Source organism: Streptomyces sp. NPDC096176 (assembly GCF_044763255.1).
Taxonomy (GTDB): domain Bacteria; phylum Actinomycetota; class Actinomycetes; order Streptomycetales; family Streptomycetaceae; genus Streptomyces.
Genome location: NZ_JBIWFV010000003.1, coordinates 141,294 through 163,477, shown reverse-complemented (window position 1 = coordinate 163,477; position 22,184 = coordinate 141,294). Strand labels below are relative to the sequence as shown.

19 protein-coding genes and 1 pseudogene are annotated in these 22,184 nt (G+C 71.5%); 17 read left to right on the top strand and 3 right to left on the bottom strand.

From position 1 onward, the window contains the following. Positions 1–137: 137 nt before the first annotated feature. The 3 genes from ACIQ7Q_RS09445 to ACIQ7Q_RS09435 all read left to right on the top strand — a co-directional run bounded on the left by ACIQ7Q_RS09445 (position 138) and on the right by ACIQ7Q_RS09435 (position 4,148). Positions 138–2,858, top strand: coding sequence for a SpoIIE family protein phosphatase (locus tag ACIQ7Q_RS09445; RefSeq protein WP_403858305.1), 2,721 nt, complete (start codon positions 138–140; stop codon positions 2,856–2,858). 95 nt (positions 2,859–2,953) lie between these two features. After that, on the top strand, positions 2,954–3,436 hold the full coding sequence (locus tag ACIQ7Q_RS09440; RefSeq protein ID WP_403858303.1) for an Lrp/AsnC family transcriptional regulator: 483 nt from the start codon (positions 2,954–2,956) through the stop codon (positions 3,434–3,436). 25 nt (positions 3,437–3,461) lie between these two features. Further along, a complete protein-coding gene (locus ACIQ7Q_RS09435) occupies positions 3,462–4,148 on the top strand; it encodes an HAD family hydrolase (protein WP_403858302.1) in 687 nt (228 codons plus the stop codon). A 160-nt stretch (positions 4,149–4,308) separates the two neighbouring features. On the opposite strand, the gene ACIQ7Q_RS09430 is transcribed toward ACIQ7Q_RS09435, so the two are convergent. Together ACIQ7Q_RS09430 and ACIQ7Q_RS09425 are read right to left on the bottom strand one after the other, a co-directional pair. Further along, on the bottom strand, positions 4,309–5,517 hold the full coding sequence (locus ACIQ7Q_RS09430; protein WP_403858300.1) for a helix-turn-helix domain-containing protein: 1,209 nt from the start codon (positions 5,515–5,517) through the stop codon (positions 4,309–4,311). Continuing rightward, positions 5,514–5,666, bottom strand: a complete 153-nt coding sequence (locus tag ACIQ7Q_RS09425) for a hypothetical protein (protein WP_403858298.1) — start codon at positions 5,664–5,666, stop codon at positions 5,514–5,516. The genes ACIQ7Q_RS09430 and ACIQ7Q_RS09425 overlap by 4 nt, the downstream gene beginning before the upstream one ends. Positions 5,667–5,850: 184 nt before the next feature. Between ACIQ7Q_RS09425 and ACIQ7Q_RS09420 the strand changes: the two genes are divergently transcribed. From ACIQ7Q_RS09420 to ACIQ7Q_RS09360, 13 genes are all read left to right on the top strand, one after another. Beyond that, on the top strand, positions 5,851–6,834 hold the full coding sequence (locus ACIQ7Q_RS09420) for a DUF3068 domain-containing protein (protein ID WP_403858296.1): 984 nt from the start codon (positions 5,851–5,853) through the stop codon (positions 6,832–6,834). 170 nt (positions 6,835–7,004) lie between these two features. Further along, the gene (locus tag ACIQ7Q_RS09415; RefSeq protein WP_403858294.1) at positions 7,005–8,210 is read left to right on the top strand and encodes a glycosyltransferase family 4 protein; all 1,206 of its coding nucleotides are present in this window, start codon (positions 7,005–7,007) and stop codon (positions 8,208–8,210) included. Next, on the top strand, positions 8,207–8,926 hold the full coding sequence (locus ACIQ7Q_RS09410) for a class I SAM-dependent methyltransferase (protein WP_403858292.1): 720 nt from the start codon (positions 8,207–8,209) through the stop codon (positions 8,924–8,926). Before ACIQ7Q_RS09415 ends, ACIQ7Q_RS09410 begins: the two co-directional genes overlap by 4 nt. Further along, on the top strand, positions 8,923–13,410 hold the full coding sequence (locus ACIQ7Q_RS09405) for an alpha-(1->3)-arabinofuranosyltransferase family protein (RefSeq protein ID WP_403859160.1): 4,488 nt from the start codon (positions 8,923–8,925) through the stop codon (positions 13,408–13,410). The genes ACIQ7Q_RS09410 and ACIQ7Q_RS09405 overlap by 4 nt, the downstream gene beginning before the upstream one ends. Next, positions 13,410–14,729 (top strand): condensation protein, encoded by a 1,320-nt coding sequence (locus ACIQ7Q_RS09400; protein WP_403858290.1) that lies wholly within the window; start codon positions 13,410–13,412, stop codon positions 14,727–14,729. Before ACIQ7Q_RS09405 ends, ACIQ7Q_RS09400 begins: the two co-directional genes overlap by 1 nt. Continuing rightward, positions 14,726–15,445 (top strand): class I SAM-dependent methyltransferase, encoded by a 720-nt coding sequence (locus ACIQ7Q_RS09395; RefSeq protein ID WP_403858288.1) that lies wholly within the window; start codon positions 14,726–14,728, stop codon positions 15,443–15,445. The genes ACIQ7Q_RS09400 and ACIQ7Q_RS09395 overlap by 4 nt, the downstream gene beginning before the upstream one ends. A gap of 4 nt (positions 15,446–15,449) precedes the next feature. Then, positions 15,450–16,331 carry a hypothetical protein gene (locus tag ACIQ7Q_RS09390; RefSeq protein WP_403858287.1) on the top strand — a complete coding sequence of 294 codons (882 nt, stop codon included), beginning with the start codon at positions 15,450–15,452 and terminating at the stop codon, positions 16,329–16,331. A gap of 42 nt (positions 16,332–16,373) precedes the next feature. Then, the gene (locus ACIQ7Q_RS09385; RefSeq protein ID WP_403858285.1) at positions 16,374–16,583 is read left to right on the top strand and encodes a Trm112 family protein; all 210 of its coding nucleotides are present in this window, start codon (positions 16,374–16,376) and stop codon (positions 16,581–16,583) included. After that, entirely contained in the window at positions 16,580–17,350 is a 771-nt protein-coding gene (locus ACIQ7Q_RS09380) for an FkbM family methyltransferase (protein ID WP_403858283.1), read from the top strand. The genes ACIQ7Q_RS09385 and ACIQ7Q_RS09380 overlap by 4 nt, the downstream gene beginning before the upstream one ends. A gap of 191 nt (positions 17,351–17,541) precedes the next feature. Continuing rightward, a complete protein-coding gene (locus tag ACIQ7Q_RS09375) occupies positions 17,542–18,036 on the top strand; it encodes a DUF2617 family protein (RefSeq protein ID WP_403858281.1) in 495 nt (164 codons plus the stop codon). Continuing rightward, positions 18,033–18,437 (top strand): DUF4247 domain-containing protein, encoded by a 405-nt coding sequence (locus tag ACIQ7Q_RS09370; RefSeq protein ID WP_403858279.1) that lies wholly within the window; start codon positions 18,033–18,035, stop codon positions 18,435–18,437. Before ACIQ7Q_RS09375 ends, ACIQ7Q_RS09370 begins: the two co-directional genes overlap by 4 nt. A 51-nt stretch (positions 18,438–18,488) precedes the next feature. Further along, positions 18,489–18,926 (top strand): DUF350 domain-containing protein, encoded by a 438-nt coding sequence (locus ACIQ7Q_RS09365; protein WP_403858277.1) that lies wholly within the window; start codon positions 18,489–18,491, stop codon positions 18,924–18,926. 7 nt (positions 18,927–18,933) lie between these two features. Further along, complete coding sequence (locus ACIQ7Q_RS09360; protein WP_403858275.1) at positions 18,934–20,529, top strand: polyamine aminopropyltransferase; 1,596 nt, start codon at positions 18,934–18,936, stop codon at positions 20,527–20,529. Here the strand turns inward: ACIQ7Q_RS09360 and ACIQ7Q_RS09355 are convergent. Then, complete coding sequence (locus ACIQ7Q_RS09355) at positions 20,523–20,747, bottom strand: hypothetical protein (RefSeq protein WP_403858273.1); 225 nt, start codon at positions 20,745–20,747, stop codon at positions 20,523–20,525. The two genes, ACIQ7Q_RS09360 and ACIQ7Q_RS09355, sit on opposite strands and share 7 nt — an antisense overlap. A 630-nt stretch (positions 20,748–21,377) precedes the next feature. Here ACIQ7Q_RS09355 and ACIQ7Q_RS09350 point away from each other — a divergent pair. After that, positions 21,378–22,184: pseudogene (locus ACIQ7Q_RS09350) on the top strand (DNA primase); the annotation flags it as partial.

The window sequence follows — 22,184 nt, the reverse complement described above, 5'->3', positions numbered from 1 at the left end:
GCAGATGACCCGACCAGTCCGTCGGATGCTAGAAAAGAGGCATGACCGGACTGTCCGTTCAGTCCAGGTTCGCGGCAAGCCGGTCCCTCGTCCGGTGCGTCCGCCCGGCGCCGCCCAGACCCCCGGAGTGGAGCGCTATGAACGGGCACAGGCCCGACACGTCGCGGCGTCCGCGGCGGGGAGCGCACTCCCTGCTGGGGGCACGCACCGTCGCCGGTCAGGTCCTCTTCCTGCAGGTCGCCGTCGCGGTGCTGCTGATCGTGGCCGCGGTGGTCGCCCTCGTACTGCAGGCCCGGCACGACAGCGAGCAGGAGGCGGAGAACCGGTCGCTGGCGGCCGCCGCGTCCTTCGCGCGCGCACCCGGCATCGTGGCGGCGCTGCGGTCTGCCGACCCCACCGCCGCGCTGCAGCCGTTGATGGCCGGTGCGGCGCGGGACTCGGGGGTCGACTTCATCACCGTGATGGCCCCGGACGGTACCCGGCATGCGGACACCGATTCCGACCTGATCGGCCGGCGGAACAGGGGCGTCGAGCGGGCCGCCGCCGGCGAGGCGTTCACCGAGATCTTCGAGGGTGCGCCCAGTGACGCCGCCAGGGCCGTCGTCCCCGTCGTGGATGCCGGCGGGTCGGTCGTCGGACTGGTCGGGGCGGGAGTGCAGTTCGAGAACGTGGGCAACGCGGTGGACCGTCAACTGCCGGTGCTCCTGGCGTCGGGCGCCGCGGCGCTCGCCCTGGCCACGGGCAGCGCCGCCTTGGTGAGCCGCCGGCTGCGGCGGCAGACACACGGCATCGGCCCCACCGAGATGACCCGGATGTACGAGCACCACGACGCGGTCCTGCACGCCGTGCGGGAGGGCGTGCTGATCGTCGGGGGCGACGGCCGGCTGATGCTGGCCAACGACGAGGCGCGTCGGCTGCTCGAGCTGCCGCCGGACGCCGACGGACGCCCGGTCGCCGACCTCGACCTCGACGCCGGCATCGCGGACCTGCTCGTATCCGGTCGTGCGGTGACCGACGAGGTGCACCCCGCCGGGGACCGGCTGCTGGCCGTGAGCACACGGCCGACGGCACCGTACGGCGGCGGTACCGGCAATGTGGCGACGCTGCGGGACACCACCGAGCTCCGTGCGCTGTCCGGAACGGCCGAGGTCGCCCGCGGGCGGCTGAAGATGCTTTACGACGCCGGGGTGCGCATCGGCACCACGCTGGACGTGGTCCGTACCGCGGACGAGCTGTCACGCGTGGCGGTCCCCCGGTTCGCGGACTTCGTCACCGTCGAGCTGCTGGAGCCGGTGCTGCACGGTGACGAGCCGTCCGGCGTGCCCACGGAGATGCGCCGGGCCGCGTTGTGCGGCATCCGTGCGGACCACCCCTTCCAACCGGTCGGCGATGTGATCCGCATCGTGTCCAGCGACACCCCGATGGCGGCCGCCCTGGCCGGGGGTCACGCGACGCTCGAGGCCGATCTGACCGTCGCCCAGAGCTGGCGGGCACAGGATCCCGAGGGGGCGGACAACGCGCTTGCCTACGGTGTCCACTCGCTGGTCACCGCGCCGGTGCAGGCACGCGGTGTGGTGCTCGGCATGGTCAACTTCTGGCGTTCGGAACGGGCGGAGCCCTTCGAGGAGGACGATCTGTCCTTCGCTGAGGAGCTGACCACGCGCGCCGCCGTCGCCATCGACAACGCCCGCCGCTTCACGCGCGAGCACACCATGGCGGAGACCCTTCAGCGCAGCCTGCTGCCGCACGTCCTGCCCAGTCAGAGCGCGCTGGACATCGCCTACCGCTATCTGCCCGCGCAGGCCAGGGTGGGCGGTGACTGGTTCGACGTCATCCCGCTGCCCGGGGCTCGGGTCGCCCTCGTCGTGGGCGACGTCGTCGGCCACGGTCTGCACGCCGCAGCGACCATGGGCCGGCTGCGTACCGCCGTGCACAACTTCTCCACCCTCGATCTTCCGCCGGACGAGCTGCTGGCCCGCCTCGACGACCTGGTGAGCCGAATCGACCTGGACGAGCCCGGCGGGGGCGGCGGTGACGGGATCACTGGAGCCACCTGTCTGTACGCGATCTACGATCCGGTGTCCGGCGTGTGCAGCATGTCGACGGCCGGGCATCTCACGCCCGCCTTGGTGCATCCGGACGGCGGCGTGGAGTTCGTGGAAGTGCCGGTTTCCCCTCCCCTGGGCCTCGGCGGCCTGCCGTTCGGGACCAGGGAGATGCGTCTGCCGGAGGGCAGCCGGCTCGTCCTGTACACCGATGGACTCGTCGAGCACCGCGACCGCGACATCGATGCCGGTCTCGACGTCCTGCGCACCATCCTGGCCGGCTACGCCGACCGGCCGCCCGAGGAGATCTGCGAGGCCGTGTTCGACGCCATGGTCCCCTCGCCGCGCCGCGACGACATCGCGCTGCTCGTGGCCCGCACCCGGCTGCTCGACCCGGCCCGGGTCGCCACCTGGGACGTCCCCCGCGACCCCGCGGCCGTCGCACCGGTCCGCAGCGAGTGCAGCCGCAAGCTGGACGAGTGGGGACTGGAGGAAGTCGGATTCACCACGGAGCTGGTGCTCAGCGAACTGATCACCAACGCGATCCGCTACGGATCGGATCCGATCCACGTGCGGCTGCTGTACGAGCGCACTCTGATCTGCGAGGTGTCCGACGGCAGCAGCACCTCCCCGCACCTTCGGCAGGCCGCCATCACCGACGAGGGCGGGCGCGGCCTGTTCCTCGTGGCCCGGCTCGCCGCGCGCTGGGGAACCAGGTACACGCCGACCGGGAAGGTGATCTGGACCGAGCAGTCCCTGTCCGACGGGCAGGCGCCCGCGGGCGAGGCACTGCTGGACGACCTGGCGTGGTGATCCGGGGCCAGTGGTCCGCCGAGCAGGACACCGGCTGGACCGTTGGTACTGTGGGAGTCCGTGACTGATCCCGCCGTGAAAGGGCCCCGAGGACCATGGCGGTGGACGAACTCGACACCCGCATCCTGCGGCTGCTGATCGAGCAGCCGCGCACGAGCGTGCGCGAGTACGCCAGGATCCTCGGCATCGCGCGCGGCACGCTGCAGGCCAGGATCGACAGGCTGGAGCGCGACGGTGTGATCACGGGGACCGGTCCGTTCCTCTCCCCCGGTGCGCTGGGCCACCCCGTGCTGGCGTTCGTCCACATCGAGGTGACGCAGGGGCATCTGGATGAGGTGGGCGATGCGCTGGCGGCCGTGCCGGAGATCATCGAGGCGTTCTCGATCACCGGGGGCGGGGACGTGCTGACCAGGGTCGCGGCACGGGACAACGCGCATCTCGAGGATGTCATCCAGCACCTGATCAACCTGCCCGGTGTGGTGCGCACCCGCACGGAGATGGCGCTGCGCGAGCGGGTGCCGTACCGGCTGCTGCCCCTGGTGGAATCGGTCGGACGGTCGGCCGGTGCTCAGCGCTGAAGAGGCGCTTGGCATGCTGGACGGCATGAGCACAGTGCGCACCCCTTCGGTCATCTTCGACCTCGACGGCACCCTGGTGGACAGCGAGCCGAACTACTTCGAAGCGGGGCGTCGGGTCCTGGCCGCGCACGGCGTGCTCGGTTTCGACTGGGCCGAGCACACGGAGTTCATCGGCATCGGAACGCGGGAGACGCTGGAGATCCTGCGCGCCCGGTACTCCATCGACGCACCGCTCGACGAGCTGCTGGCCGCGAAGAACCGCTTCTACCTGGAGCTGGCGCGGGTCTCGACGGATGTGTTCCCCGAGATGCGCAGTTTCGTGGAGCGTCTGTCCGCGGAGGGCGTGCCGATGGCGGTCGCCTCCGGGTCGTCCCGCCCCGCCATCGAGGCCGTGCTCGAGGGCACGGGCCTCGCCGCACACATGGCCGTCACCGTCTCCGCGGAGGAGGTCGGCCGGGGCAAGCCCGAACCGGATGTCTTCCTGGAGGCGGCCCGCCGTCTGCACGCGGAGCCCGGCGACTGCGTCGTTCTGGAGAACGCACCGCCGGGAGCGGCGGCGGCCAACGCGGCGGGCATGCGCTGCATCGCCGTCCCTTATGTCGCCGGGACGGCCGACGAGCCCGCGTTCCTCGCCGCCGACCTGCTGTTCCCGGGCGGGCAGCGGGAGTTCACGGCGGAAGCCGCGTACGGGTGGATCACCGGCGCGGTGTGACACGGGAGCGGTGTGACAGCGGCGCGGTCCGACACGGAAGCGGCGTGACGTCGGCGCGCGGTCTCATGGAGGCGGCGTGACACGGAAGCGTTGCGCTCAACCGCCGTTGCGATCAGTCGCCGGTGCGCTCAACCGCCGGTGCGCTCAACCGCCGTTGTGCTCAGTCGCCGTCGGCTCCGAGCTCGCCGCGCAGCCGGCGGGCACGCAGCACAAGGAGCATCTCGAAGCGGCGGTCGGGGTCCACCAGCACCTCACCCCACAGCTCGCGGATCTGCCGCAGCCGGTAGCGGGCCGTCTGCGGATGGATGCCCAGGCGGTGCGCCACCTCCGGGGCGCCACCCGCCGTTTCGAGCCAGGCGAGGAGGGTTTCCGCCAGACGGCGGGACTGGGTGGGCCCCGTGTTCTCGAGGGGTGCCAGACAGCGGCGGGCCGCCGCGTCGATGAGCTCCGCGGACGGCAGTAACACCATTTCTTCCGTGCGTTCCGTGCAGTGCAGCACCTCGCCGCCCGGCAGCAGGCCGCCCTCGACGAGCCGGACCGCCGTCTCCGCCCAGCGCAGCGACTTGGCCGCCGCTGCCAGCGGCACCGGCGGGCCGACGGCGCCGGACCAGCCCGCCGTGGCGCGGCGCAGCATCTCGGAGCGGCCGGCGGTGCACGGCTCCGGAATGACGATGCGCGGCTGCTCGCTCTCCATGTCGAGGAGGATGCCCGGCTCCACCGCGGGGGCGACGGCTTCCCTGGCGGGGCGCATCAGCACGCCCACGGCGATGGTCCGGGGTAGTTCCCAGCCGATGCGGGCCGCCCGTTCGGCGAGCGTGCCGGCCGGGTCACCGCGGTGCTCCACGAGCAGCCGGTCGATCAATTGGCGTTGCAGACGCAGCCGTTCACCGGCCCGGCGGGCGGCGGCCTCGGCGTAGCCACGTACCGACTGTTCCACGAGGCCGTCCAGGTACTCGAAACCGGATTCGGCGAGCTCGTACATGGCGGGCGCCGCGATGTCGACCTGCTGACCGATCTCGGCGAACCGGCGCCAGGCCAGCCTCACTCCGAGACGGTAGGTGGCCTGGAGCGAGTCGAGGCTGCGCCCGTCGCGTCCTTCGCCGCGCCCGAACTCCTGGAAGACCTCGGGCGGTACGCGGGGATTGCCGGCGCCCGACGCCAGATTGTGTACGAACCCTTCGATGGCGCGGCGGATTCCGACGAGCGCCATGGGCTCCCCCGAGTCGTCCTCGACGAGCCTGAGGTGGGGATGTTCACGGCGGATCTCGAGAAGGATCCGCTGCGCCAGCTCGCCCGCCTCGCCGAGCGCGATGTCGGCGAACCGGTCGACCTTTTCCTTGGGCACCTCGCTCCACGCGGGGCGCGTCATCGTCCGGGCTGGGCGGTGTCGTAGCTGATCAGAGGGACGTTCGGTTGGTCGGGAGTGGCGTTCAGCAGCGCCACGATCCCTAAGGCGGCGCCCACGGCGAGCGCCGCGGCCAACGCCGCTGTGACGGCGGCGGCGAACAGTCTGCGCATGTCGGGTCAGCTCCTTGCTGGAGAGTTCCCCCACCCGTCAGCCGGCCCCCACCGGCTGGACGCACAGTGTTGACAGTACATTGACAGATAGTCAAGAGCTGCCTACTGTCGTGAACCCTCGAGGGCTGACCGGCCCGGGGCCCGTGCATCTCCCTGTGAAGTTCTTCGATCCAGGAGTGCCCGGATGCGCCGTACCGCTTCACCGACCTCCCTTCTCCTGCTGGGAGCAGGGGTCTTCCTGCTCGTACTGGCCCCCCTTATCGCCTGGTACGTCACGCCCCAGGCCAAACGCACACCGATCGACGTCGACACCACCACCGTGTTCGCCGGAACCGGCAGCTACTTCGACACCTCGAAGGTGAGAACGGTGCACGGGAAGAGGATCACGGTGACCCGGCAGGTCCGGGGCGACGTGGCCGACAGCGAGAAGAGCGGCAACGCGGTGTGGGACGTGTCCACCTCCATCGACACCGACGCCACTCTGCCCGCCTCCGACACCCGGGACTCCCTGCAGTGGACGCTCGAACGCTGGGTGACCGACCGCGCCACCAATGAGCCCGTGCACTGCTGCGGGGAGTCGCCCGTCTTCGACGGCGAGGCGTACCTGAAGTTCCCCTTCGATGTCGAGGAACGCTCCTACCGCTGGTGGGACGGCACGCTCGGCGGCGTGGTCCAACTCCGCTACAGCGGCGTCAAGAAGATCGAGGGCTATGAGGGCCTGCGGTTCACCGGCAGCGTCCCGCCGACCAGGACCGGGGTGCGGCAGGTGCCGGGACGGCTGGTCGGCAGGGCCCGGACGCCCCAGGTGCTGGCCGAGGAGTGGTACGCCAACAACGCGATCGAACTGGTCGTGGACCGGCGCACCGGCCGCATAATGTACGCGGCCATCGGGCCCCGCAAGACGCTGCGCGCACCGGGATCGGACAAGGACGCGGTCGTGCTGCTGGAGAGCGAGCGGATCGCGTTCACCGCCGAGACCCAGCGGCAGCAGGTCGGCCTGGCCTCGCGCGACAGCGACAAGCTCGCCGCCCTCGGAACCACCGCACCGGCGGGTGCCGGGGCGCTCGGAGCGGTGCTCGCGCTGGTGGGCGCCGCTCTGGTGGCGCGGGGTCGCAGGCCGGCGCCGGATCGCACGGATGCTCACTTGGTGACGAGTCCGTCCGCCTGAGAGCCGCCGAAGTTGTCATACCGGTGAGTAGCCCCCGCCGACGGCATGTCCAAAACTGGCTTTCCCCACCGAAGCACGGCCCCCCGGTCACCCTCTCCCTCCCCCGCGCTTCCCCTCCCCCGATTCTGTCCCCCCATCCCCTCCGCACCCCGAAACGAGTTGGAGCGCTCATGCCCCAGCACGTACCTCCCCCACTGCTCCAGGCACCGCCCCACCCGCCGGTCCAACGCCACGGCCGGCATCCCGTCTTACCGGACGCACTCGAGCCGCCTCGTCGCATCGTCTTCCTCGCCCACCGCGACCTGGGAAACGCCGCCGCCGGCGGCTCCGAGCTGCTGATACATCAGCTCGCCCAAGGCCTCACCGACCTCGGTCACCACGTCACCCTGCTCTGCGGCGGACCGGCCGTCCACCGGCCGTACCGCGTCGTGTCGGCGGGCGGCCGGCTGGGCCACTACATGGGCGCCCGCTCCGCCTTCGCCCGGCAGGTCGGCGAATGCGACCTGCTGGTCGAGGTCTGCAACGGCATGCCGTACCTCACCCCGCTGTGGCACCGCGGCCCCACCGTCTGCCTGGTCAATCATGTGCACACCGAGCTCTGGGACATGCGCTTCCCGGCCCCCTTCGCCCGCGCCGGACGGCTCCTCGAACACTGGGCGCTGGCCCGTGCCCACCGCGGCAACCTGATGGTCGCCGTCTCCCCTTCCACAGCCGGCGCCCTGCGGGCGATCGGTGTGCCGGACGGGCGGATCCGGGTGGTCCACAACGGAGTTCACGAGCCGGACGCCCGCAGCCCGCGGTCACGGACACCGCTGTTCCTGGCGCTCGGCCGGCTGGTCGACTACAAGCGCATCGATCTGCTGCTGCGCCTGTGGGAGCGGGTGCGGCCCGTGACCGGCGGCAGACTCGTCGTCGTCGGCGACGGGCCGGAGCGCGAGCGCCTCGAGCGACTCGCCGGTGAGGGCGTCGAGTTCACCGGACATGTCTCAGAGGCCGAGAAGCACCGGCTGCTGTGCGAGTCCTGGCTGCTGCTGCACCCCGCGGCCGTCGAGGGCTGGGGGCTGGTCGTCACGGAGGCCGGTGCGCGCGGGACGCCCGCCCTGGGATTCGACGTACCGGGACTGCGGGACTCCGTCGAGGACGGGGTCACGGGCGTCCTGTCCCGTGGCGAGTCGTCGTTCGCCGCGGCATGGTGCACGCTGGCGCTCGACGACGACCGCCGCGAAGACATGGGGAAGGCCGCCGCCGAACGGGCCGCGGCGTTCCGATGGAGCAGCACCGTACGGCAGTTCGCGACGGTGGCGGCCGAAGCGATGGGTGCCACGCGTACGCCTGGCAACGGCACCCCTCCGCCGGCGAGCGGTGCGCTCGCGTGAAGGACCCGTCGCTGCGCCGCTCCCTCGCTCTGTTCCGGGCGTTCATGCGGGAACAGACCGACCCCGCCGCCGCCTACGCGCTGCTCGCCCGCGACGCCGCCGACCAGGTCGAGCGGTACATGAAGCTCGACGGCCGGATCGTCGCCGATGTCGGCGGCGGCAGCGGCTGGTTCACCGCCGAGTTCGCACGGCGCGGCGCGCGCAGTTTTCTGTTCGAACCCGATCCCGCCGAGCTGGCCGAGAAACCGGTCGAGGGGACGGTCGTCGCCGACGGCTACCTCCTCCCGCTCGCCGACGGCTCGGCCGACATCTGCTTCTCCTCCAATGTGCTGGAGCACGTCGCCGACCCGTGGACGTTCCTCAGCGAGCTGGTGCGGGTAACCCGGCCAGGCGGCCTGATCTACGTCTCGTACACCAACTGGCTCTCGCCGTGGGGCGGCCACGAGTGGGCGCCGTGGCACTATCTGGGCGCCGAGCGTGCGCGTGCCCGCTACGAGCGCCGTACGGGACGGCCCGCCAAGCACCGGCTCGGCGAGAACCTGTTCGCGATCGGTGTCGGGCCGGCCCTGCGCCATGTGCGAGGCCGTGACGACGTGGACGTGGTCTCCGCGCGCTCGCGTTACTGGCCCGTCCTCCCCGAGCTCGTTCCCCGTGTGCCCGGGCTGCGTGAGTTCGCCACCTGGAACCTCCTCCTCATTCTCCGGCGGTGTTCATGACCAGCGCGCTCCACACCCGTCCGCCCGCCCGCCCCACCGCCGAGGGCCCGCCCCCCGACCGCTCGCCGGGCCCGCGGTCCCGCCGCTGGTTGCTGGGGTTCTGGGCGGCGGTGTTCGTCGCCTTCCTGGCGGTGTCGCCCGGGCGCATGACGTTCGAGACGAAGCTGGGCGTCGTCGCGGACCCCTGGCAGTTCCTGCGCGACCTGGGCCAGTTGTGGCACGACCGCGCCGGGTTCGGCGGCATCGCCGACCAGTACATCGGCTACGTGATCCCGATGCTGCCGTTCCACGCCGTGGCCGATCTGCTGCACCTACCGGTCTGGCTCGCGGAGCGGCTGTGGCTCTCGATTGTCGTGACCACGGCGTTCTGGGGCGCCCTGCGGCTGGCCGAGCGGCTGGGGACCGGTTCCGCCCGGAGCAGGTTGCTCGGCGCCGCCGTCTACGCCCTGTGGCCCACGTACACCATCGTCGTCGGGTCGACCTCCGCGGCGGCGCTGCCCGGGGCGATGCTGCCGTGGGTGCTGCTGCCGCTGACGAACCCGCGGAGCAGCCCGCGGATCGCCGCCGCCCGTTCCGCGCTGCTGATCCCCTTGATGGGCGGTGTGAACGCGGCGTCGACCCTGGCCTCGCTGCTTCCCGTCGGCCTCTACCTGCTGTGCCGGCCGGGCGGGCCCCGCAAGCGGGCGCTCATCGCCTGGTGGACACCCGCGGTGGTCCTCGCGACCGCGTGGTGGATCGTGCCGCTGCTCCTGCTCGGCACGTACGGCGAGAACTTCATGCCCTACGTCGAATCCTCGCAGACCACCACCGCCACCATGTCGGCGACCGAAGTGCTGCGCGGCGCGGGGAACTGGGTGGGCCATCTCAACTTCGGCGAGGCCTGGCTCCCCGCCGGCTGGACCGTGGTCACTTCGGCCGTCGTCGTCACCTGCTCGGCACTCGCCGCCGCCCTCGGTCTGGCCGGTCTCGCCCGGCGCGATCTCCCGGAGCGCCGCTGGCTGGTGGTGACCGCGCTGACGGTCGGCCTCGTCACACTCGCCGGGTACGGCGGGGCGCTGGGCGGCCCGTTCCACACGACCGTGCAGGACTGGCTGAACGGGCCGCTGGTGCCGTTCCGCAACGTCTACAAGTTCCAGACCGGTCTGGCCCTGGCCCTGGTGCTGGGCCTGATGCACGTCACGGCCGTGCTCACCCGCACCTCCCGTGTGCGCGGTCGGCGCTTCGCCCCGGCCGCGGTCGCCGTGCTGGTACTGCCGGGACTGTGCTGGCCGTACGTCAACGGGTCGGTCCTGCAACCGGGTTCGTTCCGGCAACTGCCCGCGTACTGGGAGACGACGGCGGACTGGCTGGCCGAGAACTCGGCCGACGACCGGGCACTCGTCGTGCCCGCGACCGCCCACGGCATCTACACCTGGGGCTCCCCCATCGACCAGCCCCTCGACGTCCTGGCCCGCTCGCCCTGGGCGCAGCGCGACTACGTGCCCTTCGGCACCCCGGGCAACCGCCGTGCGATGGACGCCGTCGAGCAGGCCCTCACCACCGGAGGCGAGGTGCCGGGCCTGAGCGCGTATCTGCAGCGCGCCGGGCTGCACTACGTGGTCGTGCGCAACGACCTCGACCCCGACCAGCTGGGGCACATCCCCACCACCACCGTGAAACGCACCCTCGAGGCGTCCGGGTACCGGCGTGTCACCGGCTTCGGTCCGGTGCTGACCGGAGGGCGGATCGCCGACGACACACCGGTGCAGGTGGAGGGCCTGTTCCCGCGGCAGCGTGCCGTGGAGATCTACGAACCGCCCGCAGGCACGCAGCGGCCCGGCCGGGCAAGGCTGGCGCCTGTGTCGGCCACGGCGGTCGTCAGCGGCGGCCCCGAGTCGCTGCTGCCGCTGTCCGCCGGCGGATCGGTCATCGGGCGGCCCACCGTCCTGGCCGGCGACGGGCATCCGGGAGTGGACCGCCCGGCGATGTACGCGGCGGGCGACGGGATGCGCCGCGCGGACACCCGCTTCGGTCTGGTCAACTCCAACACGTCCCACACGTACAGCCGCCAAGAACGCAACGCGCCCGAGTCGGTCCAGGACCCGGGGGCGGAGCCGCGGCAGATCCTGCCGCTGGCCGCAGCGCGGCACCAGACGACGGCCGTGCTGCGAGGCGCCGATTCGGTCAGCGCGTCGTCCGTCGGCAACTGGCTCTTCCATCTGCCGCAGTACGACCCGGTCAACGCGTTCGACGGCAACCCGGACACCGGGTGGGCCGAAGGGTCTCCCGGATCCCCGAAGGGCGAATGGGTCAGGATCGATTTCACGGGCCCGACGGCCGTCCCCGCCTCCGTGCTGCTGACGCCGCTGCCCAGCGGGAACGTGCGGGCGGCTCCGACGGTCGTCCGTGTCGAGACCGATCTCGGCAGCAGGACGAGTCCACTCAGGCCGGACGGGTCGGTGCAGAAGGTCGCCGCTCCCGAAGGGACGGCGACCTGGCTGAAGGTGACGATCCTTCAGTCACAGCAGGGCCGGCCCGGGCTGACGGGTGCCGGATTCAGCGACATCGCCGTCCCGGGTGTGCAGGTGACGCGGATGCTGGAGCTTCCGCAGGACGCGCCCAGGGACGGCGCGGACGCCGTCGTGTACTCCCTGCGGCGCGGCAGCGACCCCGGCGGTCTGTCCGCGGTGCCGTCGGAGGTGGGCCTGCACCGGCAGTTCACCGCCGCCCGCTCCGGCGCGTACACCGTCGGAGCCACCGCACTGCCCGTGCCCGGCGACGCTCTCGACTCGCTGCTGTTCGAACTCACCGGCCGGCGTGACAAGATCGTCGTGAGCGCCGACTCCACCGCGCACCTTGGGACCAATCTCAGCCCGCGCAACCTCACGGACGGCGATCTCACGACAGCCTGGATCGCCGGTGAGCGGCCCGTGCTCCATCTGTCCTGGCCGAAGAAGACCTCGGTCGGCGAGATCGTCTTCGCGGCGGCCGGCGGACTGTCCACCCGGCCGGAGCAGGTGCAGATCAGCTCGCCCGACGGAACAGCGGTCGCCGCCGTGGACGAGAACGGCATGGCCCGCTTCTCTCCCATCACCACCGACCGCATGGACATCACGATCTCCCGGGCGGCACCGCTGACCCTCCACAACCCGGTCGCCGACGACGAGTTGCAACTGCCGGTCGGACTGAGCGAGGTCCACATCCCCGCGCTGAAGAAGTTCCTGGCCCCGCAGCCGGACCCGGAGCGGACGTTCACACTGCCGTGCGGCAAAGGACCGGTCCTGTCCGTCGACGGACAGTTCCTCGAGTCGCGCGCCGAGGGACGGGTCGGGGACCTGACCGGACGCCGGCCCGTCGAGGTCAGTGTGTGCACCGACCGCAGCCGTGTGCAGTTCGACGAGGGCACCCACACCGTCGAGGCGGGGGACGAGGGCCCCCTCGCCGTCACCGGTGTCACCCTGACCACCGGCACCCCGCCGGCTGTCGACGACGCGGCACGCCCGATGGAGATCCGGGGCGGCGAGAACGGCGGCGACAGGCGCTCGGTGCGGGTCGGGCCGGGGGACGCTTCGTATCTGCAGGTCCATGAGAACTACAACGCGGGCTGGAAGGCCACGCTGGACGGCCAGGAGCTGAGGCCGCTGCGGATCGACGGCTGGCAGCAGGCCTGGCTGATCCCAGCAGGCCAAGGAGGCACGATCACGCTCGAGTACGCGCCGTCGACCGTCTACAAAGCTGGGCTGATCGGCGCCGGGGCGCTGCTCGTCGTGCTGCTGGGTCTCGCGCTCTTCGGGCGGCGCACCCGGCCGGACCCGGAACCGGTCGCGCCGCCGCCGGGTCCCGGTCTGCTGCTGGGCACGGTCGCCCTGACGATCGTGGCCGTCGCGGTCGCCGGACCGGTGGCCGTGGCCGTGCCCGTACTGGCCCTGGTGGCGTGGCTGCGCCCGGCGTTCCTCGCGCCGTTCGCGTTCGCGGCGATGGCCGGGGCAGGTGCGGTGGCCGTACTCGGCAGCGCGGGGCGGCCGTCGCTCGGCGAGGGCGCGTACGGGCCTGCGGCCCAACTCCTGGCGCTGACGGCGCTGTTCGCGGCACTGGTGTCCGTGGGCCGCGAACGCGGCGCCCACACCGGCGCCCACCGCGCGACGGAGCCGGGGGGGTCGGCAGCATCTGGGGCGTCGGGTGATCCCGTCTCGTCGGACGATCCAGGCTCGCCGGGCTGGTCGCAGTCGTCCGGCGAACCGGGACCGGCCGGATACCCGGGCGGCAACCGGGCGGCCGGCGCTGCGCCCGAGGACCCTGGCTCGGAAGTGCGTCCCGGGGGCCGCGCGCCCGGGAGCAGCAGAAGCGGCTCGCCCGGTGCACCCCGCTCACAACCGCACCCCGGGGCCCCGCCGCCCGGCGCGGTCGCGGACGGTCCCCGCCCTCAGCCGCCGGCCGGTGCGCCCGGGCCGTGGAAGAGAAGCAGCGGCCCGTGGCCGCCCGAGGGCCCCCGAGGGAGCGTCTGATGGCGACCGTGCAGCGTCCGTCCTCCCCCGCCCCCACTCCCGCCGTGTCGGGCCGGCAGCTGCCGCGGGTGCCGTTTCCTGTCGTCGACGAGATCGCACGGCACTGCGCGCAGGACACCGAGCCCAACACGGTGCACATCGAGATCCACCTCCCCGGCCGCGTCGAACCGGACCGTCTTCGGGCCGCGTTCGCCGAGGCCCTCGACCGGCACCCGCGTGCGTTGATGCGCGAGCGGGCGCGGGGCCCGCTCGCGCGTCGCTACGAGTGGGAGCTGACCGACTGGCCGGACACCGAGGTGGTGACGTTTCCGCCGCGCGCCCCCGGCGCGCTCGCCCGGGCCCGCGAGCGCGCGCTCGCCGAGGCGCCGTCGTTGACGTCGTCACCGCCGCTGCGGCTCGAGGTCGTCGAGGAGCCGGGACGCAGTGGCTGCGTGCTGGTGTTCACACTCCATCACACCGCGCTCGACGGTCCGGCGTGCCTGCGGGTCGCGGCGACGGCCGCGGAGATCTACAGCGGTCGCCCCGCCCCCGCCGTACCGCCCCCGGCCCGTCCGGCGTCCGTACCCGCCGCGCCGCACGGCGCCCCCCGCGCTTCTGGGGCAGGCCGACCCGCACGGGTCTCGGCCGGCTCGCCGGGCCCCACGCCGGGGAACGGGATGCTCGTCGCCGAACTGCCGGTCCCGGCACGGGAGCCGGGCGCGCCCTACACCGTCAACGACCAGCTTCTGGTCGCCACCGCCCTGACCGTCGCCGACTGGAACCGAGCCCATGGCGTGCCTGACCGACCGCTGCGCATCACCATGCCGGTGGACGACCGCAGCCGCGGCCCCGAGATGCCGATCGGCAACGGCACCCGGCTGGTCGAGGTCGCTTTCACGGCCGCGGAGGTGGCCGACGACGCGGACATCGCCGCCCTGCTGCGCCGTACCGCGGAACGGACCCGGGCGCTCAAGGCCCGGCCGCGTCCCCAACTGGGCCGAGGGGCCGGCCTGCTGACCGCTCCGGTGGCGCCGGTCGCCGTTCGGGCACTGGTGACCCGGACACTGCGGGTGCTCGCCGCACCATGGACGTCGACGACGCTGCTCAGCAACATCGGCCGTGTTCCGTATCCGCTGGACTTCGGCGACGCCGGTGTGGCCGGCGCGGTCTGGTTCTCGGCGCCGGCCCGGATGCCGCGCGGACTCACCGTCACCACGGCGTCCACCGGGGGCCGGCTCCATCTGGTGCTGCGCTGGTCGCGCGCCCTGCTGTGCGACGACGACGGCGCACGCCTCCGCGACCTGTTCGCCCACCACCTCGAAACGACGGAGGCCCCGTGAGCAGCACCGGTTCGCCGACTCTGCGGGACTTCTACGAGGACCCCGCCGTCCCAGTCGCATCGGGCGACGCCCGCAGCAGACGCCAGGCGCGGCTGCTGGCGCAGGCACTCGGCGCGACTCCGGGGCAGTTGATCGTCGACGTCGGCTGCGGCGACGGCACCGCGGCGAGGGCGGCGGCCCCCGTGCTCGCCGGTCACGACCTGGTCGGCGTCGACTGGTCGCAGGACGCGCTGCGCCGCGCCCGGCCGCGTATGGGCCATGTGGTGCGCGGCGAGCTCGACTGCGGACTGCCGCTCGCCGACGGATGCGCCGACGCGGTGCTGTTCAGCGAGGTCATCGAGCATCTCGTGGATCCGGACCACGCCTTGGACGAACTGCGCCGCGTCCTGCGGCCCGGTGGCCATCTGATGCTGTCCACACCGAACCTCGCCGCCTGGTACAACCGGGTCCTGCTACTGGCCGGCGTACAGCCGGTGTTCTCCGAGGTGAGTCTGCGCGGCATCCACGGCAGGCCCGGTACGCAGGTGGTCGGCCATCTGCGGCTGTACACGGCCCGTGCCCTCCGCTCCTACCTGTCCGCGTCCGGATTCCGTGAGGTACGGATCACAGGGGCACCGTTCCACGGGGTGCCGCGTGCGCTGCGACTTCTGGACCGGGCGGCGTGCGCCGTGCCCGGTGCGGCGTCCATCCTGCTCGCGCACGCGCGGCGGGGGTGACGCGATGTGGTGGGGCGTGGGCGCCGCGCTGATGGCCAACCTGCTGTACAGCGTGGGTTTTGTACTGGAGAAACGGGCACTCGGCCGGTTGCCCGCCCTGACCGCGCGCAGGCCGGTGCGGGTCGTCCTGGTGCTGCTGACCAGCCCGCTGTGGATCGCCGGATCGCTGGCGCTGGCGGCCGGTTTCGCCGCCCAGCTCGTCGTCTACCGCGCGCTGCCGATCGCCGCGGCGCAGGGCATCTTCGTCTCCGGTCTCGTCCTGCTCCTGTTGCTGTCGTCCGCCGTCCTGGGCGAACAGCCGTCGGGGCGCGAACGCTACGCGCTGGGCGCGGTGCTCGTCGCCCTGCTGATGGTCGTCGCCTCGGTCCGTGAGGGCGAGGACGTGGTGAGCAGCGGCGCTCCATGGACACTGGTGCTTCTCGTGTGCGTGCCGACGCTCGCGGCGGGCGTGTGGCTGTACGGGCGGGTCGAGGAGCAGTCCCGCAAGCGGCACCGGGTGCCGACGAACGGCATCGGCTACGGCGTGGCCGTGGGACTGCTCTACGGGGTCAGCTCGCTGGCGATCAAGGGCGCGTCGAGCCGTCTGACCGGCGCCGACATCGGTGACACCGCCCGCGCGCTGTTCACCTCGCCGTACCCCTATCTGCTGCTGTTCACCGCGGCGGCCGGTCTGGTCATGTCCCAGGCGGCGCTGCAGCGTTGCCGCGCCTCCCTCATCGTGCCGGTCTGCACCACGGTGACCTGCCTGTTCACGGCGGTACTCGGGACGCTCACCTTCGGCGAGACGCTGCCCGAGGATCCGCTGCTGCTGACGTTACGGGTGGCCGGCACCGCGCTGGCGCTGTCGGTACTGCTCGCCCTTCCACGCCACGACCCGTCCCCTTGACCTGCTCGACCGTCCCTGGTCCCCGACCGCAAGGAAGCTCCCATGGACCCCGCAGACCCGCTGCTCCGCATCCTCGCCTGCCCGCTCGACAAGGGCCCGCTGACTCTCCTGGCCGAACAGGACATGCTGTACAACCCGCGGCTGCAGCTCAGTTACCCCATCATTGACGGCATCCCCCAGCTGCTGCCCTCCTCCGGGAGCAGGGTCACGGAGGAGGACCACATCAGGTACCTGCGGACGGCCGCCGAGTGACCACCCTGGCGGCAGCGGTCGCCGCCCGCCTGCCCACCCGCTGGGTCGGCTCCGCCGCCTGCGCGGTCTACCCCCGCTTCGAGCCGGAGCTGGACCGGCTTGCCGACTTCTGCCCGGCAGGCGGCACGGCGCTCGACATCGGCGGCTGGTACGGCCCCTGGTCGCGCCGGCTCGCCGCCCGCTGCGCGCACGTCGTCACCGTCGAACCGGTCCCCCATCTGGCCCGGTACCTCGAGGCGTCCCTGCCGGGCAACGCCCGAGTGGTGCGGGCGGCGGCCGGCGACCGCAACGGCACGGCCTGTCTGTGGCTTCCGGCGGGCGACCGAGGGGATCGGGGGGTCTCCTCGCTCGCCCGCCGGGACATCCATGCCCACAGTCTGGACGTCCCCTGCCTCACGATCGACAGCCTCGGACTCCGCGACGTCCGCTTCGTCAAGGTGGACGTCGACGGCGGGGAACTGCCCGCGCTCCTGGGGGCGTCGGGTCTGCTGCAGCGGGATCGCCCCGCGCTGCTCGTCGAGTTGGAGGCACGCATCCGCCCGATCGCGCCGGTCGTCGCCCTGTTGGCCGGTCAGGGATACCGGGGCTGGGTCCTGGCCGCTCGTTCGTGGGCGCCCCTGGACGACTTCGACCTGGCGGCGCACCAGGCGAGGACCGAACACCTGGTGCACCGGGGGCTGCTGCGCCGGGCCGTGGTGCCGCGCGGCAGCCGCTACATCAACTCGGTGCTGTTCCTGCCGGAGGACCGCCTCCCCGGACGTGAGTGACGCCTCACCCCTGTGCCATACTCAGCGCGCTCACTGCCCGTTCCGAAGTCGTGGGGATCATCGTTGAAGTCCGAGCGCGCCCTCCCCGGCGCCGCCGCACACGCCGCCGTCCGAGCCGTCCTCCCGGGGACGACCGTGCCGGATGAGCGCCCCGCCGTGCAGGTGTCCGACATCCGCCGGGGCAGCGGCACGTGAGCGGTATAGCACTCGGCACCCCCTACCTGGACACGGACGCGGAACAGCTCTCCTTCACGCTGGGCCGGCCGCCGCTCGAGGCACTGGCCGTGCGGGACCTGACGGTCGCCGGACTCGACGTCCAGCTCAGGCTCCTGGGCGCCTCCCATCAGGTCTTCGCAGGGCCGGTCGGGGAGACCGTCGCCTGCCTGCCCGGCGTGGCGGGAGGCCTGCCGGACTCGGCGGTGCAGGAGTTCGACGCCTGGGACTACCGCTTCAGTGCCCGCGTCCAGCACTGCGCAGCCGACGAATTCAGCGACCAGGTGGCGCGGATACTCAGCCGCTCCGACGCGGACCCGGAGGCGCTGTACGGGGTGTTCCCCGGTTCCCCGGAAGCCGTCACCGCCCTGATCGTCGAGCGGCACGGCACCGGACTGGGCTGGCGCACTTGGCACACGTACCCGCAGAGCCGCCAGATCGTGGCGACGCACACCCGGCTGGAGGCCCGATGAAGACCGCCCGACTCATCAGCGTGACGATTCTGGCCACGGCCCTGCTCACCGCCTGTTCGAGCGAGCCGGACGAGGGCAACAGCGTGCCGGCGTCCTGGATCCGCCAGGAGTACAGCGCCACCGGCACCGCCTACGTCGACAGCAGCGACTCGACGTCCGAGGTCGCCAAGGAGATCGACGGCCACACCTCCGCCCGTGACCGCATCGACGACGGGGACACGGTCCTGCTCCGCTACCGGGACGACATCGTCGCGGTCACCCCGTACAAGAGCGGCGGCAGCCGGATCGAGATCGACGACTACGGCACCGGTTACTACCGCTGGAAGTCCAGCATCCGGTCCGTGTGGCCCGACCCGGACAGCGCCGCCTTCCGCGGTGGCGGCCCCGGCGAAGGCAAGTAACTCCTCCGGATCATCCGTTCGCACTCCTCGACGTCCCCGAAAGGCATCCCCGTGGCAGAGATCTTCGAGTCGGCAGGGAACGCCCTGCTCTACGGCCTGGTCGGCTTCATCGTGATGGCGGTCGGCTTCATCGCCCTCGACCTCGTGACCCCCGGCAAACTCCTGCATGTCGTGTGGACGGAGCGCAACCGCGGCGCCGCCGTTCTCCTCGCCGGTCAGACCATCGCCATCGGTCTTGTCATCGAGCAGTCCATCAGGGCCAGCGAATCGGAGCAGGGGCTCGGCCTGGGCCTGTTCAGCACCCTGCTGTACGGTCTCGCGGGTGTCGCCGTGATGACCTTCATCTCCGTCGTCGTCGGTCTCCTGACCCCGGGCCGCCTGGGCCACGCCGTGCTCGACGACAACGGTGACCGCCCCCATCCCGCCGCCTGGGTCCAGGCTGCCATGTACATCGGCACGGCCTTCATGGTCGGCGCCGCGGTCTCGTAGCCACACCATGGGCACCACCCTGCTCGACCGCACCACCCCCGCCGCGCCTCCCCCGCCCGTGACGTATTCGCGGGCGGCGCGTTTCCTGCTGCTGTTCTCGGTGTTCCTCTGCGCGGCCTGCGGCCTGGTCTACGAACTGGCACTGACCGCGCTGGGCAGCTACCTCATCGGCAACTCGGTGATGCAGACCTCCGTCGTCATCTCCGTGATGGTCTTCGCGATGGGCATCGGCTCGCTGGCGGCCAAGCCGTTGCAACGCCGCGCGGTCGGCGCCTTCGCCCTCGTGGAGACACTGCTCGCGCTCGCCGGCGGACTGTCGGTGCTCGTGCTCTACGTGGCGTTCGCCTGGCTGCGGATCTACATGCCGGCGATGGTGGTGGTCTCGTTCCTGGTGGGCCTGCTCATCGGGGCCGAGATCCCGCTGCTGATGACACTGCTTCAGCGCATCAGGCGTCAGGAGGCGGGCAGCGCCGTTGCCGACATGTTCGCGGTGGACTACATCGGAGCGCTCGTCGGCGGTCTCTGCTTCCCGCTGCTGCTCCTGCCGGCCTTCGGCCAGCTCAAGGGCGCCCTGGTGGTGGGGGCGGTCAATGCGGTGGCCGGCGTGATCGTCGTCCTGTGGATCTTCCGCCGGCAGACCCGCCGCGCCGTGCGGAACGCGCTGCTCACCGGGGTGGCCGCCGTCCTCGCGGTGCTCGGCTCGGTGTACGTGCTGGCGGACGACATCGAGGTCACCGCCCGGCAGCAGCTCTACCGCGACCCGATCGTCCACGCGGAGACCACGCCGTACCAGGACATCGTCGTCACGCGGTCCACCGCCTTCACGGGCGAGCAGGACACCCGGCTGTTCCTCAACGGCGACCTTCAGTTCTCGTCGGTCGACGAGTACCGGTACCACGAGGCGCTCGTCCACCCCGCCCTGTCCAAGAAGCGTTCCTCCGTGCTGATCCTGGGCGGCGGCGACGCGCTGGCCCTGCGGGAGGTCCTGCGCTACGACGACGTCGAGAAGGTCACGCTCGTCGATCTCGATCCGGCCATGACGCGGCTCGCCCGCTCGTTCGGGCCGCTGAGCGAACTGAACGGCGACGCGCTCGCCGACCCCCGCGTCACCGCCGTCAACGCCGACGCCTTCAACTGGCTGCGGGACGCCGGCCAGCGCTTCGACACGGTCCTCATCGACTTCCCGGACCCGGACACGGCGGCGCTGGCCAAGCTGTACTCCGTCGAGTTCTACCACCTGCTCAAGCACGTTCTGAAGCCGGAAAGCCAGGTCGTGGTGCAGGGCGGCTCCCCGTTCTTCGCCCCCAAGTCGTACTGGTCCATCGCCAAGACGATCGGCACGGCCGGCTACCGCACCACCGAGTACCAGGTGGACGTCCCGAGCTTCGGGAACTGGGGCTACGTCCTGGCCACCCCCGGCGCCGGCGCTCCGCCGCCGCTGCGGCTGGCGAAGGACGCCCCGCCGCTGCGCTTCCTGGACGACGCCGTCCTCGAGGCCGCCACGGTCTTCCCCGTGGACCGCCGCCCCCAGGACGTGCGTGCCAGCACGCTGATGGATCCCATGGTCCTGGAGTACACCCGCCACGAGTGGCAGAACTACTGAGATGAGTCGGTGCTCCGGCGCTCGTCCCCGTTCGGCAGGGTGGTCGTGTGACCGGCGGGCGCGACATCCGTGGACAGGGCGCTGGTCGTGCGGATGAGGGACAGAGGCAGGACGCCCTCCCAGCCCCACAGCCTCATGGCGACCAGCCCTGCTCCGTCCTTGCGGACCTCGAGGCCGGGAATCTGGGTGCTGCTCCAGGACTCGGTGTGTGTGCCCATGTCGTCGCTCGCGTTCCGGGCCGATGGCGAGATGTCCGAGGGATGCCCCGGCAGGAGCAACCGGTCGTCGCGATCGCGTCGCCCTATGTCAGTTGTGGTTCAGGAGCAGGGCGACGTCCATGGCCGGATGAACGGCCATCACCGAGGCGACCGGCGTGAGGGCGACCGCTGCCTTGCGCATCCACGTCTCCGCCCCGTTCCGGACACCACCGGGAAGCGACGTCGACGCGCAGCAGACAAGCAGATCGATGCGGCCGATCGTGCAGAAAGACGCATATCGGCCCACGCGTCGCGGCAAACGGGTTAATCGTCCGACCGCGTGGCGGGACCCGACGGAGCGCTGGGCCCCGGTCAAGGTCCCTTCCCGGACGAGGCCTTCGCCTGGATCCGACCCCGCGCATCACCGCTGGGCGGCGCCGGCCGCCCGCCATCGGCTCTCCGCCGCCCATGCTCGAGTCCCACGCCGCACTGTCGGGCCGGCGTCACCCGAAGAGCCCACAACCTTCCCCACAAGGAGCATCCCGAGTGGTGCGGACTTGCCTGCTGACTGACGGTGGATCACGTCGCCCCTGCGGACCGATGAGCCGACGGGATGTCAGCTGACGCAGTCGCGACGAAAGGAAACGTGAAATGCGCTCTGCCCGCATTCTGCTCGCCGCAGCTACCGCCACAGCGGCCATGGCGATCGCAGCCCCCAGCGTCTACGCCCAGGTGAGCGAAGACTGGGACAAGGACGACTCCTCGTACAGCAGCGAGCACAAGGACGACTCCGACAAGGACGACAAGGACTACGACAAGAAGTCCGACAAGGACGACGACCACGACAAGAAGGACTACGACAAGAAGGACTACGACAAGGACGACCACGACAAGGGTCACAAGCACTGGGACAAGGACGACCACGACAAGGACGACCACGACAAGGACGACGACGACCACGACGACGACGACGACAAGGACGACGACGACCACGACAAGCCCAACGGTGGCATGGACACCGGTGGCGGCGCCCTTGCCGGAGTCATGTCCGACGACTGGGACAAGGACGACAAGGACTACGACAAGAAGTCCGACAAGGACGACGACCACGACAAGAAGGACTACGACAAGAAGGACTGGGACAAGGACGACCACGACAAGAAGGACGATCACGACAAGGACGACCACGACAAGGACGACTACGACAAGGACGACGACGACAAGGACGACGACGACAAGGACGACAAGGACAACGACAAGCCCAACGGTGGCATCCACACCGGTGGCGGCGCCCTTGCCGGCCTGAACGAGGACGACTGGAACAAGGACGACGAGTCCAAGTCCGACAAGGACGACAAGGACGACAAGGACGACAAGGACTACGACAAGAAGTCCGACAAGGACGACGACCACGACAAGAAGGACTACGACAAGAAGGACTGGGACAAGGACGACCAC